General features: G+C 51.3%; 14 protein-coding genes. 6 read left to right on the forward strand and 8 right to left on the reverse strand.

Annotated features, from left to right (window positions below; translation table 11 throughout):
* Positions 1-125: 125 nt before the first annotated feature.
* The 3 genes from ATL17_RS09475 to ATL17_RS09485 are packed head-to-tail and all read right to left on the reverse strand — an operon-like array spanning position 126 to position 2337.
* Positions 126-896, reverse strand: a complete 771-nt coding sequence (locus ATL17_RS09475) for a CPBP family intramembrane glutamic endopeptidase (protein WP_133572567.1) — start codon at positions 894-896, stop codon at positions 126-128.
* Entirely contained in the window at positions 893-1501 is a 609-nt protein-coding gene (locus tag ATL17_RS09480) for a TetR/AcrR family transcriptional regulator (RefSeq protein WP_133572568.1), read from the reverse strand. Before ATL17_RS09480 ends, ATL17_RS09475 begins: the two co-directional genes overlap by 4 nt.
* 44 nt (positions 1502-1545) lie before the next feature.
* The gene (locus tag ATL17_RS09485; RefSeq protein WP_133572569.1) at positions 1546-2337 is read right to left on the reverse strand and encodes a crotonase/enoyl-CoA hydratase family protein; all 792 of its coding nucleotides are present in this window, start codon (positions 2335-2337) and stop codon (positions 1546-1548) included.
* Between the two features lie 89 nt (positions 2338-2426).
* Between ATL17_RS09485 and ATL17_RS09490 the strand changes: the two genes are divergently transcribed.
* Positions 2427-3005 (forward strand): TetR/AcrR family transcriptional regulator, encoded by a 579-nt coding sequence (locus tag ATL17_RS09490; RefSeq protein ID WP_133572570.1) that lies wholly within the window; start codon positions 2427-2429, stop codon positions 3003-3005.
* On the opposite strand, the gene ATL17_RS09495 is transcribed toward ATL17_RS09490, so the two are convergent.
* Positions 3002-3772, reverse strand: a complete 771-nt coding sequence (locus ATL17_RS09495) for a helix-turn-helix transcriptional regulator (RefSeq protein ID WP_208111175.1) — start codon at positions 3770-3772, stop codon at positions 3002-3004. The two genes, ATL17_RS09490 and ATL17_RS09495, sit on opposite strands and share 4 nt — an antisense overlap.
* A gap of 47 nt (positions 3773-3819) precedes the next feature.
* On the opposite strand from ATL17_RS09495, the gene ATL17_RS09500 reads away from it, so the two are divergent.
* Complete coding sequence (locus tag ATL17_RS09500; protein ID WP_246028677.1) at positions 3820-4761, forward strand: alpha/beta fold hydrolase; 942 nt, start codon at positions 3820-3822, stop codon at positions 4759-4761.
* Positions 4762-4841: 80 nt separating this feature from the next.
* Here ATL17_RS09500 and ATL17_RS09505 read toward each other — a convergent pair whose 3' ends face one another.
* Positions 4842-5648, reverse strand: a complete 807-nt coding sequence (locus ATL17_RS09505) for a mechanosensitive ion channel family protein (protein WP_133572571.1) — start codon at positions 5646-5648, stop codon at positions 4842-4844.
* A 139-nt stretch (positions 5649-5787) separates the two neighbouring features.
* Between ATL17_RS09505 and ATL17_RS09510 the strand changes: the two genes are divergently transcribed.
* Both ATL17_RS09510 and ATL17_RS09515 read left to right on the forward strand, forming a co-directional pair.
* Positions 5788-6450, forward strand: a complete 663-nt coding sequence (locus ATL17_RS09510) for a ribonuclease HII (protein ID WP_133572572.1) — start codon at positions 5788-5790, stop codon at positions 6448-6450.
* A 155-nt stretch (positions 6451-6605) separates the two neighbouring features.
* Entirely contained in the window at positions 6606-7718 is a 1113-nt protein-coding gene (locus ATL17_RS09515; RefSeq protein WP_246028704.1) for a site-specific DNA-methyltransferase, read from the forward strand.
* Positions 7719-7825: 107 nt separating this feature from the next.
* On the opposite strand, the gene ATL17_RS09520 is transcribed toward ATL17_RS09515, so the two are convergent.
* Positions 7826-8443, reverse strand: coding sequence for a TetR/AcrR family transcriptional regulator (locus tag ATL17_RS09520; protein ID WP_133572574.1), 618 nt, complete (start codon positions 8441-8443; stop codon positions 7826-7828).
* 72 nt (positions 8444-8515) lie between these two features.
* Here ATL17_RS09520 and ATL17_RS09525 point away from each other — a divergent pair, with 72 nt between their 5' ends.
* Positions 8516-9265, forward strand: coding sequence for an SDR family oxidoreductase (locus tag ATL17_RS09525; RefSeq protein ID WP_133572575.1), 750 nt, complete (start codon positions 8516-8518; stop codon positions 9263-9265).
* Between the two features lie 3 nt (positions 9266-9268).
* On the opposite strand, the gene mutY is transcribed toward ATL17_RS09525, so the two are convergent.
* Positions 9269-10339, reverse strand: a complete 1071-nt coding sequence (gene mutY, locus ATL17_RS09530) for an A/G-specific adenine glycosylase (RefSeq protein ID WP_133572576.1) — start codon at positions 10337-10339, stop codon at positions 9269-9271.
* Here mutY and ATL17_RS09535 point away from each other — a divergent pair.
* Positions 10338-10931 carry a DUF721 domain-containing protein gene (locus ATL17_RS09535; protein ID WP_133572577.1) on the forward strand — a complete coding sequence of 198 codons (594 nt, stop codon included), beginning with the start codon at positions 10338-10340 and terminating at the stop codon, positions 10929-10931. The two genes, mutY and ATL17_RS09535, sit on opposite strands and share 2 nt — an antisense overlap.
* Here the strand turns inward: ATL17_RS09535 and ATL17_RS09540 are convergent.
* On the reverse strand, positions 10928-12349 hold the full coding sequence (locus ATL17_RS09540) for an ATP-dependent nuclease (protein ID WP_166638985.1): 1422 nt from the start codon (positions 12347-12349) through the stop codon (positions 10928-10930). The two genes, ATL17_RS09535 and ATL17_RS09540, sit on opposite strands and share 4 nt — an antisense overlap.
* Positions 12350-13326 lie beyond the last annotated feature (977 nt).

Here is a 13326-nt window from a genome sequence, read left to right on the forward strand (position 1 = left end):
CAGACTTAGCTACCCTACCAGAGCGCCCGCCCCAATTGTCGTGCCCCCGCACGGTACTCCAACATTTTGGGGCGGCGCTCTGGATATTTTTGTATTGTTACAGATAAAGCTGTTTGCATAGCCTTTCAAAAGGATAGCCAACGCAGACCAGTTTGCCCTGTTCTCAGGAAAACCATCACGCAAGCTGCAAGTGCCAAAAATATGTATGGCCCGATACTCGAGGAAAACCAGGCGTTTGGATCTTTAAATCCAGCAAAGACCGCCATATTAGAAGCCACATTGAAGGTGAGATGTAACAATATTGCCGGTAAAATGGAGCCACCAGAAATGGTATAGGCCGCGCCAATAATGATTGAGTAGAGCATGACATGTACTGCAAACAGGGGCAGCGCGATTTGTGCATGCGGAGAGTCAATGAACCACAGAGGCAAGTGCCAGACCAACCAAATAACGCCAACAATCACCGCCGCCTCGAGCCAACCAATTTGTTGACTGAGGCGATCCTGCAAAATGCCACGCCAGCCCAACTCCTCGCCCAACGGGCCTAGAACCAAGTTAAACCCAATCATCGCAAAAAGTAGGCCGACATTCAGCGGCGTAGCCGCCTCTGGTGCAAATGGGCGCATGAGAATAAGCATCAGGATCGGAGCAATGACAAGTAACCACACTTCAGGCGGTACCGTTGACAGTCTAACAGCCCGCGTCAGCAAATCGGCTAAACTTCCATTGCTTGAGCTCACAATTAGCGCAGCTAGCGATGGCCCCCAAACCATAAGCAACCAAAACGGCAACCCAATTGCTGTTTCAGGCGATTTGGCTGCTGGGATTGCCCAAACACAGGCAAAGCCGACAAGCGAAATGGCAAATGCAAGTCCAAGAAAAAAGAATAGCATCATGACACACTCACTTTTTGTAGCTCAATGACAATGGCGTGGAGCTGCGTCGGGTCTTTTAAGAAAGGTTCCAATGCTTGAAGAGACGTGGCTGCGAAGCCCGCAGCTTGCCCCTCATTCCAATCGCCCATTATTTGGCGACGGTTAATGTGCATATTAACAGTCAGAAATAGCTCAGCCACATGCGCCGCATCAAAACTCGGCAGAATATGCGCTTGCATTTTTTCGCTCAGCAAACCGCTCAAATACCTATCAAAAGCCACTTCGAGACTTGAAAGGTACTCTAAACGTTCTTCATCAGAAGAGAGGTCAGCCACAATTCCGGGATCATTTCCTAGATGACTGGCCCCAAAATCTAAAAGTACAGCAATCGGCCAAACCACTGCTTCTTTCAGCACTTTTGCTAATCCCATGACTTCTTCTTCAACCAGCGCATCCAGAACTGCTCGTTTGCTTCCGAAATGATGATACAGCCCGCCACGCGAGAGCTGACACGCCAGCCTGATGTCTTCCATTTCGGTGGCAGCGTAACCGCGGGTAGCAATAAGCATACGCGCTTCATTTAAAATCTCTGTACGTCTGTCTGTTTTAGCTAATCGTTTCCGCATAGCCACAGTTATACCGACATATGTCGGTATAGTCAACGACGAGCTTAAACACCTTTATAATTGGGCTGTCGTCGGGCAATCCATGCGTCCAGTCCTTCGCGCACATCCTGCGTGGCGCACATGCGGGCAAATTGCTCTCGCTCAATTTGCAACCCCTCAACTATGGTGGCATCGATGCCGCGTGTTACCGCTGTGATGATCCGTGCCGTGGCGAGGGGTGAATGTTGCATGATTTGTTCGGCCAACTTGAAAGCCGCAGGCAAAAGTTGGTCATGCGAAACAATTCGGTTCACAAGCCCAAGTTGGAGCGCTTTTTCGGGCCCGAAACTTTCGCCCGTTAGCAACAATTCTAATGCCCGCTTTCTACCTGCCAGCCTTGGCAGCCTTTGTGTGCCGCCAAATGTGGGCGGTATGCCGATATTAATTTCAGGTTTGGCAAATAGCGCCTTCTCGGAAGCAATGGCCAAGTGCGCGGCTTCTGTGATCTCACAGCCCCCACCAAACGCAATGCCATTTACGGCGACGATAATCGGTTTTTCATAGGCTTCTATTCGTGCGGTCAGCCGCTGCCCCCTGCGGCAAAATTCATACACGGCCTCATCAATATTGTTCTTTATTGTTTCGGTGAACTCATGGATATCACCCCCGGCAGAAAAGGCACGCTCACCCCCGCCCGTCAAAATGATCGCCCTGACCCTTTCATCGCACTCAAACATATTGAGCAACTCAAGCAGCCGATCAATCGTTGCATAGTTAAGGGCGTTTAGCTTTTCAGGGTGATTAAGCGTAAGGATCGCGACACGACCCATTTGTTCACAGAGTATGTTTTGTGTCATGCATTTGCTCCTATCAACTTGACAGGAAGGCTAACGCACTTCAAAATTTATGCACACTCACTGGTTAGTATACAAACAAGAGATTTTGATTGCCTGCAAAAATCAAACCCGCACGAGAGAAGATCATAGATGCCGCCAATGCGCTATTTTATGGCGAAGGCATTCGCGCGGTTAGCGTTGATGCCATTGCAGAAAAAGCAGGCATCACCAAAAAAACGCTTTATTATCACTTCACCAGCAAAGACGAGCTTGTTGCCGCATATTTGTCGTCTAGGGACCAACCCAACCTCAAACTCTTTGCAAAATGGTTTGAGGAATGTGAAGGAAGCTTGGCAGACAAAACGGAGGCGATCTTTCGCCAACTCGCTATGTCAGCAAAGCACCCAAAATGGAAGGGGTGCGGCTTTTTGCGCACCACTGCTGAACTTGCCAACATGCCGGGGCATCCAGCAATAAAGATTGGCGCAAGTCATAAAAAGCAGTTCGAGCTTTGGCTTTCTGAAAAGTTCGACGAAGCCAAATACTCCCGGCCAGATGCACTTGCACGCCAGATCGTATTGTTGATGGATGGCGCTTTTTCAACAATGTTGCTGCACCGCGACCCGGCCTATGCAGAGGAAGCAGGCCGCGCCGCCAAGGCGCTGGTTGCGATGGAGATTCAAGCTTAAATCGTCTGATAAAACGGCCGATAAATGCCGGTAAAATCCTCTTTCGGGCGCAGAGTGAAACTGCCCTCCACCAGCTTCGCCTGTTTGATCCGGTCAATGCGGAACACGCGAGAGGAATCGCGCAGGTGGTCCCAAGCGATGATGTACCAGATCGGCCAGTTGAGCAGGATAAATTGCGCTTCGATCACCCGCGTGCGGCGCTCCATGGCTTCGTTTTGATAATCAATTTCCAGCAGCCCTTGCTGCAAAAAGGCTTCGACGATGCGTTCGGAGATTTCTTGTGGCGGGGGCGAATATGCGGAGAGCAAAAATTTGTTGGCGTTGTCGCCAATCATAACCCGCTTGCGGATATTGCTGACAGCACTGCGTTGTTTTTGCGGAAAGGCTTGAAACAGCTTTTGTTTGATGGCTTTCAGATTGCCGGTAAGCAGCGGTGATTGTAGGCTTTCGACAATGGCGAGCGAAAGGATCAGCTCGATCACTTCATAATGGCTTAGGTTCAGCCGTTCGATGCCCCAGCGCCCATCCAGCCGAATGCCACCGCCACGTCCCCGGTCAGAGTCAATCGGATAACCCGCCTCTTTCAACGCCGCCAACTCGCGCATCAAGGTGCGTTGGCTCACGCCCAATTGCGTGCGCAAATCAGCGGTTGTCCAATGATCTTCAGATCGCAAAAGCCCTAAAAGCCGATTGCGTCGTTCCGCTCGTTTTTCAAAATGATGTTCGCCCATATATTTAATATGCCAGATAATGGCATATTTATCCATAGTGTCCGTTTTGCGAAATATCTCGAAAAGTGAGTAGGTAGAAACAAATGGACACAATGATCAATTCAACTGAATTCCCTCAGCCCACCATGATCGCCGTTAATGGTGTTGAGCTGGAGGTTTTTGAAGCTGGCCAAGAACATCGCGGCAACCCAATTGTGCTTTGCCATGGTTGGCCAGAACATGCATTTGCCTGGCGGCACCAAATTCCGGCGCTTGCCGCCGCGGGCTATCATGTCATCGTGCCCAACCAGCGGGGTTATGGCCATTCGTCCTGTCCAGAGGATGTGACTGCCTATGACATTGCGCACCTTACGGGCGACCTCGCCGCCCTGCTTGATCATTTTGGCTATGATGATGCGATTTTTGTTGGCCATGATTGGGGGGCCAATGTGGTTTGGAGCTTGGCGCAACTGCATTCGCAGCGCGTGCGCAAAATCATCAATTTGGCCCTGCCCTATCAGCCACGTACGGAAAAGCCATGGATTGAATTTTTGGAAGAGATTTTTGGCGGCGATCATTACTTCGTGCATTTCAACCGCCAACCGGGCGTTGCCGATGCGGTGTTGGATCAAAACACCAAACGCTTTCTCAACAATCTGTACCGCAAAAATGTGCCCCTCGCCCCACCAGAGCCGGGCATGATGATGATCAATCTCGCCAAGGCTGAGCTCGCCTTTGGCGATCCAATTTTAACCGAAGATGAGCTAGCGGTTTTGGTTTCTGCGTTTAAGAAAAACGGTTTTACCAGCAGTATCAATTGGTATCGCAATATGGATCGCAACTGGCATCTATTGGCCGACGTCGATCCGATCATAAAGCAGCCAACCTTGATGATTTACGGTGAGCGCGACATGATCCCAAAATCAGAAAATCTCGCTGATTTTGTGCCGAATGTGGATGTAATCAGCCTTGATTGCGGCCATTGGATTCAACAGGAAAAGCCTGAGGAGACCACTCAAGCAATCCTAAATTGGCTTGAAAAATAGATCGCGTTGAGCGCTCCATGAAATCAAAAAGCCCGCCGGTGTTCCGGCGGGCAATCATTTTACCTTGTAACGGCTGCAGATTAGCCTTCCTTTTGGATCTCCACAGAATGTGGATAAGGAATAGAGATCCCGCCTTTATCAAAGGCCTCTTTCACTGCTTTCGTCATGGCGAATTTCAGGTTCCAATAGTCAGCCGCATTGCACCATAGGCGCACAGAAATATCCACGCTGCTGTCACCCAAATTGGTCACACGCAGCCACGGTTCTGGCGTGTCCATCACCCGGTCATCTGCCTTGGCAATGTCTTCAATAATTTTCATGGCCACGTCAGCGTCGTCGCCATAATCAATGCCAAAGGTCAAATCGCAACGCCGGGTGGTGTGGTGCGAATAATTGGTGATGATTGCACCCCATGCTTGGCCATTGGGGATAATGATTTGCACATTATCTGGGGTCACCAACTCGGTCACAAACAGATTGATGTCCACCACGGTGCCAGACGTGCCGCCAATATCGACAAATTGTCCGTTTTTGTAAGGCCGGAAAATGATCAGCATGAAGCCCGCGGCCAGGTCAGACAATGTGCCTTGCAGCGCCAAGCCAATGGCCAATGTGGCTGCGCCCATCACAGCAACAAGGGACGTGGCTTCGATGCCAAACAGGCCCAAAACCGCAATGCCGACCATCAGCAGAATGACCCATTTTACAATTGCCGCAGCGAAATTGCCGATGGTGTTATCGATCCGGTCATTGTCAGCAACCTTCCTGCGCACCATTCCAGAAATGGCACCCGCGGCAATCCAGCCCACAATTAGAATGATCAGCGCTTTGATCGCATTGAACACAATCGGCGCGTAGCCCATTGCCATTTCAGACATCTGATCCATAAGTTTTCTCCTTCATTATTGGCTGGCATCAGTCGTAGTGGTGATTTGTTTCAATAGGTTATCAACCGAGTGGCCACATTGAAACCCGTGGCGATTTGTTTCGCCTTTCCTGCCGTGTGGCTCTGTGGCACAAATCAGTATGGGTAAACGCGATTCACACGCCAGCACACAGTCAGACCTTTTTGGTGGCCCCAATATGTCGCTTGAAGAGTCATTTCACGCGCAGGGTAAAATTGTCTGTGGCGTGGATGAGGCCGGGCGTGGCCCATTAGCTGGGCCCGTTGTCACTGCGGCGGTTATCCTCAATTCAGCAAATGTACCCATTGGCCTGAACGACAGTAAAAAGCTGACCGAGAAGGCCCGCGACCGACTTTATGATGAGATATTCCAAAGCGGTGCCTTTGTGGGCATCGCAAGTGCACCGCCGGAAATGATCGCGGCGCACAATATTCGTGGCGCGACTTTGTTAGCCATGCGGCGCGCGGTGGAGGCTCTGGCGCAGTCACCCGATGTCGCGCTGATTGATGGCCGCGATGTGCCGCCTAACCTGCCCTGCGCTGGTCACTCCTTGATCAAGGGGGATAGTCGGTCCTTATCCATCGCTGCGGCCTCCATCATCGCTAAGGTTACGCGGGATCGTGCTTGCGAGATCATGGAGCGGGACGCACCCCATTTCGGTTTTTTGAAGCATAAAGGATATGGCACCAAGCAGCATTTGACTGCCTTGCTCGACCATGGTGCTTGCGATCACCACCGCAAAGATTTCAAACCAATCGCAGAAATAGTCGCGAAAGAAAAGTGATTCAAAACAGCACTTTAGGCCCGAGAGCTCAATATTTACTTTTGGTTTACCATAAGATTTAAAGCTCGCTTAACCCTAACAAATTACAACTGGCGAGGTAGTATTGCGTTAGGGTTAAGTAAATGTTGCGTGAGTTGGGTTCCGAGGCGCGGGATATGGCGCCAGCTTCTGAGGAAGCGAAAGAAGTTTTGCCAATCGACACCATTTTGGTCGGCGATTGCATCGAACGGATGAACGCCCTGCCCGCCGGGTCAGTTGATCTGGTGTTTGCCGATCCTCCCTATTTCCTGCAATTGGATAAGGGGCTTACACGCCCAGACCAGTCACATGTGGATGGTGTTCACAATGATTGGGACAAGTTCAATGATTTCGCCCATTACGACAAGTTCACCCGCGACTGGCTGGCCGCTGCAAAGCGCATTCTCAAACCGAATGGCGCGATTTGGGTGATTGGGTCTTACCACAATATTTTCCGCGTTGGCGCGACCTTGCAAGACCTTGGCTATTGGATGCTAAACGACATTATTTGGCGCAAATCCAACCCGATGCCAAACTTCCGCGGCACGCGATTTACCAATGCACATGAGACACTTATCTGGGCCAGTAAAAGTCAAGAGTCAAAGCCTGTCTTTAACTATGACGCGCTGAAGCAGGCCAATGATGATACGCAAATGCGGTCTGATTGGCTGTTCCCGATCTGCACGGGGCAAGAGCGGTTAAAGGATGAGAATGACGACAAGGTGCACCCAACCCAAAAGCCAGAATCGCTTTTATATCGGGTGCTTATGGCAACCACTAAGCCGGGCGATGTGATCCTTGATCCGTTTTTCGGCACCGGCACAACGGGTGCTGTGGCCAAGAAACTGGGCCGCCACTTTATCGGCATTGAGCGTGAGAGCGACTATATCAATGCGGCACTGAAGCGCATTGCGACCATCAAGCCTCTGGACAAGGTGGTGCTGGAAACAGTGAAGGGCAAGCGCGCCGAAAAGCGGATTCCGTTTGGCTCTTTGATCGAGCAAGGCATGGTGGAACCGGGCGCTATCTTGTTGGATTCAAAACGGAAATTCAAAGCGGTTGTGCGCGCTGATGGCTCTCTTGCCTGCGAAGGGCATGAAGGTTCGATCCACAAAGTGGGCGCCGCTGTGCAAGGGCAAACGGCCTGCAATGGCTGGACCTATTGGCACATCCAACAGGGCAAAGACCTTGTTTTGATTGACGAATTACGCGCGGACATTCGCTCGCGCATGGAGAAATTATCAGCCTGACCTCCAGTACTGCATACAGGCAACCTGACGCCGCTGATCTAAGTTGGATCAGCGGCTTTTTCTTGCCCGCTAAAACTCCAAAAAGTTTTAGATAATTTCAGCAAATTTCAGTTTTCTCTGGCTGCTCTTATATAGCCGTGTGCCAAAATTTGGGCGCGGGCGAAAATTTGGTCAGCATCTGCAGTTTGGGTGGCCAAAATCCCTTCGATCAATCCATTTAAGGCGAAGATCAAATCACGCGCCACCATCTCGGCATCTGGCACTGCGAATTTGGCGAGCAATGTCGAAATGATATCGGCGAGGTCGCGCTTAAAAGCGAGGCTTTCATCTGCGAGAGGCAGGAAGCTTTCGGCATAGTCGAGCGTGCGCCCCACCATCGGCCAGCGCAATTGGTGGGCGATGGTCACGCGCAACAAATTATCTAATGCCTGTTCCAGCGTCAGTTCTACAGATTGCGCTGCCGCTTCTGCCAATGCATCGCGCAATTGGCTGCGCTTTTGCCGGATCAGTTCGATCAGGATCGCGTCCTTGCTTGGGAAATATTGGTAAAGCGTGCCGACGCTAACCCCGGCCACTTCGGCGATGTGGTTGGTGTTGAATTTCTCCAGCCCGTGCTTTTGTAAAATGCGAGTGCTGGCCTGCAAAATTGCATCGACAGTGGCGCGAGCGCGGGCTTGGCGCGGCTGTTTGCGGGGACTGGCGGGTTGTGCAACGGGCGAGGTCAAATGCGAGTTTCCAAAACTGAGTAATTACTCAATTATCACACTGAACGATTTGATTGTAAATGAGGTGTGGCGATGGGATTTGACTTTTCGGGCAGCAAGGCGCTGGTGACCGGCGGTGCGCGGGGCATTGGGTTGGAGATTTCAAAGCTGCTGATCGCGCGGGGCGCTCAGCTTATTGTGCTGGGCCGCAATGAAGATGATTTGCGACGCTTGCAAGGGCAGTTCCCCGATGCTGTGACGCCCTATGTGTGTGACCTTGCGCAGAATGAAGCCGTCGACCAGCTGCTTGAGCATCTGCTGACCAACCATCCGGACCTGAATGTGTTGATCAACAACGCAGCGCGACAGGTTGAGATGGATGTGCTTGCAGGCAATGCGGCACAGAACATCGTGGATGGGCGCAATGAAATCGCGCTCAATCTGGAGGCGCTTATCTCTTTGAGCCTTGGGCTGCTGCCGCAGTTGGCACGGCAAGAGCGGGCATTGATCTGCAACATCAGCACCGGGCTGGCGATTGCGCCGAAAGCGGCCTCCCCCGTTTATTGCGCCACCAAGGCGGGCGTGCGCAATTTCAGCCGCGCCATCCGCTATCAATGTGAGGATGCAGCGCCGCAGGTTCAGATCAGCGAAACGGTGATGGCACTGGTAGATACGGACATGACCAAGGGACGCGGCGCGAGCAAGATTACGCCGCAACAAGCGGCGCTCGAGGTGGTGAATGGTCTTGCCAAAGGGCAAGATGAAATCTGGGTGGGCAAAGCCAAATTGCTGCGGTTTTTAAACCTGCTGGCCCCGCCCATCGCCGCAAAGATTTTACGCTAAGGGCTATTTCAATGCCTTTTGCAGCACTTTTTTGAAAGCGGTGGGCAAGGCTTCGCCCGCGACGGTTTCACCCGGTTGCCACCACCCTTCTGCCGCTGGCGGCGTGTCGCTTTGGATGAACCAGACGGTCACCTCCAAGGCAAAATGGGTGAACACATGGTCGATGGTGCCGCGCTTGTGCCAATCGCCCACGAATGGAAATTCGGGTTCGGTACGCTCACCAATCCACTCGCTGCCGGGCACTTCGGTCATGGCGGCGAGCAGGCCTTTTTCCGGGCGCTGGCGCAGGAAGATTTCGCCCTGCTGGTTTTGCACCACGAAGGCATGACCAAAGCGCTGGGGCTTTGGCTTTTTCGGCGCGGCCACTGGATAGTTTTCCGGCGCGCCGGACTGGCGGCCCGCGCAGTTTTCAGCGATGGGGCAAATCAGGCAGTTGGCGCGTTTTGGGGCGCAGATGGTGGCGCCCAAATCCATCAGGCTTTGGGCAAAGTCCCCGGCCCGCTTGGGCACCGACCGCGCCACCACTTCGCGCACAAAGGGCTTTTCGTCGCGCACCGGCTTGTCCAGCGCGGTATAGCGCGCCACCACCCGGTCCACATTGCCATCCACCACGGCCACCTGCTCATCAAAGCAGATCGCGGCTATGGCGGCGCTAGTGTAGGGCCCGATGCCGGGCAGTTTTTGCAATTCTTCGGCGCTGGCGGGGAAGATGCCGTTATGTTCGTCTACCAACACCTGGGCACAGGCGTGCAGATTGCGGGCGCGGGCATAATAGCCAAGGCCCGCCCAGGCTTTGAGCACATCGTCGCGCGGGGCGGCGGCCAGATCAAAGATGGTGGGCCACGTGCTGGTGAACGCCGCGAAATATTTCCCCACCGTGGGCACGGTGGTTTGCTGCAGCATAATCTCAGACAGCCAGACGAAATAAGGGTTCGGCAACACCCCTTCTGCCCGCGCCTGTGGCCCCACGCGCCATGGCAGGGTGCGGGCCGAGCGGTCATACCAGCTGAGCATCGCTTCCGCGTCTAAAGTGGGGGCGTTTTTCCCCCTAGTTTTTGAGATTTTTTCATGCATGATGGGCACTCTACTGCGTTGCGCCGCTGGCTCAAGCCAAAAGCATCATTTGTGCGCAACATATTTGAACGGGCACCCGATGGCAGAGAAGAAAAAGACCAGAGCCTATAAGCATTTCAACCGCGCCATGTCGATTTCTGAATTGGCCGAACGCGCAATTGAACCGCTGGCACAAAAGCGCGGCTTTGCCAATGCCGAATTGCTGACCCGTTGGGCACATATTGTGCCCGAACCGTTTGATCAATCCGTGATCCCCGACCAGCTCAAATGGCCCCATTCCGGGCAAATGGAAGGCGCGGCAGGCGCTGTGCTCACCGTGAGCGTCGACCCCATCTACGCCCTCGCCTTCACCCACGAAACCGACATGATCAAAGGCGCGATCAACCGCTATTTCGGCTTTTATCTTGTGGATAAAATCAAACCCTCCCGCCGCCCCTTTTTGCCGCAGCAGCAAGAGGATACAAGGCCGCAGTTACGGCCGCTGACGCCAAAGGTTGAGGCAGAGCTGAATGCGGAGCTGGATGGGATTGAGGATGCGGAACTGCGCGAGGCACTGATGAAGCTTGGGCGGGGGCTGAAGGGGCGGGGTTAGGTTATAAATGATTTCAATTGCTGGATTGACGCAATCAATTCTTTCTCAGTGTATTGATTTCCATTGTCTGGATGATTTACACAATTCCGAATATAGGTCGGCAAAGAACAGCTATTTTTTTTACCTTTCCAAGGCTTGTCTTTCTTAAGCTTTTTCTCGGAAACGAGATAATTCTCATCAAAATTTAAAATGCCGGTTCTCGCAGCATCACTTTCATCCTCTTCTTGATACATAGCATGCAAACGTGAATAAAGCTGACTATGATAACCTTCGCTTGGGATATCAAAAACATCATAAATAACGCTTGCAAAAGTAGATGAAATAGGATCGAATCTGCCTATCTCAGTATGCTCTTTACTTTTAGCGATCTTAAAATTTCGGCTTAAATCATGTCGATCGATCATAAAAATCGAATGAGTTGCAAAAAGCGCTATATTATTTCTCTCTCCTGAAGAGATTTTTATAAGCTCCCTAAGCAAATCCTCTTGGGCTTTCGGATGAAGGTGTGTCTCAGGTTCATCTAATAGTAAAATTGTTTCTGTAAGTTCTTCATTAGTGTGCTGAGCTGATATCGTCAGTAAAAAGGAAATGAACTGCTTAAAACCATCACTTCGTTGATCTGCTGTTTTAGGCTTTCCGCCAACCTTCGTGTCGCGGACATGAAAATTAATCATTCCATCGTTAATCTTGAAAGTGATCCTAATTGGGTGGTCGGGCCAACGTGTGTTAATATGTTTTGTTACCGCTTCAGAGAGCCTTTCTTCTAGGTGCTCAAGTTCAGTCGAATCTGATGCAGCAGCAGCAATTTCTCTCTTGAAGTCATCCGACGCAATATCAGCTAACAAAAAAGAATTCTTAAGTGGTATAGAAATACCTTCTGGATTATCCGCGAACTCTGAAAGATTAATTGCATTAGAAATAAGAAAACGTGGCTCCGCTGTCCAAAATACCGACGAATGCATCCGCACAATAATTTTTTCAAGTAACACCTCTTCGAGATGCATTTTCAAATCGCTTTTGGGATATTTGGGAAATTCGAGTTTAAACTTTGGAGACGCTGGATTGCTATATTCAAAAAATGCGGTAATTTTTGCTTGTGAAAGGTGCCGTTTATCAAACCTTTTACCAGAATCTTCAAGGCCGCAGGTATCTATTAGCTCGTCGATTTCCGCCGAACTGATATCGTAAAAATATTCAACTCTTATAGTTCTCAATCTATCTGCAAAGTCTTTTTGCAACGGCAGCTTCTGGCCCGATTGATCGCTCAAGCCATCTTTCAAGGCGAGAGCTTTTAGAATGCTTGTCTTACCCGCCTCATTTACTCCAACTAACCCAAAGGTGGCAGATTTGTCGCCCAATGCGTCAATTCTGAATTCGAAGCGATCAATACAACGATAATTTTGAATGGCAAATTTCATTAACTTCATAACTATATGATAGCACCAATACCCTCCCAGGCAAGAAAGATCTATAGTTTCCAACAGTTATTACAATGACTTGTAGTGGCTTTGCTGGTCAATTTTCTATCGAATTTTGATCGACCAAATGACCAACGCGCTCGTAGAGACAACTCAGCATGTTTCGGAATTCAATCAGCAGAACCCCAACGCCCTAATGCACCACTTCTGACTGTCGACAGGTGACTTGGATTGCAAGATCAAGTCTTGCAATGACACTGGAGGTGTTTTGCGCAATATGAGTTGCTCAAGCGCTGCTTCGCCCCCGGATCGAGTCCGGGGTGACGTGGGAGGTTGGGTTGGTGCTTCGTACAAACACAAAGTTATTTCCGCGTAGGCGGCAATTCAGATTGAACCATCTTCGCGGTAATTCAATAATGGAGTGCGTCTTGGTTTGCGCTGCATGGACCCTCGGGTCAGGCCCGAGGGTGACGGTGGTGGGATGGAATGCCGTGCCCTCATGTACCGTTTCTTACTGTCGACAGGTGAAATGGCTTGCAAGACAGATTCACGCTCACGCCGCGAGGCTGGTCTTGCAATAACGCGGGGGATGTTTTGATCAGTGCGAATTGCTCTGGCGCTGCTTGGACCCCGGATCGAGTCCGGGGTGACGTGGGAGGTTTGGTTGGTGCTTCGTACAAACACAAAGTCATTCTAGCGTAGGTGGGAATCCAAGTTGGACTATCTTCGAGGTAATTCAAAAATGGAGTGCGTCTTGGTTTGCGCTGCATGGACCCTCGGGTCAGGCCCGAGGGTGACGGTGGTGGGTAGTGGGATGGCAGCGCCCTAATATATCGCTTCAGACTGTCGACACGTGAATTGGATTGCAAGATCAAGTGTTGCAATGACGCGGGAGGTGTTTTGCGCAGTTCGAGTTGCGCTGGCGCTGCTTGGCCCCGGATCAAGTCCGGGACGGCGTGAGGGGGCGTGGTTGGCGT

The organism is Maritalea mobilis (assembly GCF_004363175.1).
Lineage (GTDB): Bacteria > Pseudomonadota > Alphaproteobacteria > Rhizobiales > Devosiaceae > Maritalea > Maritalea mobilis.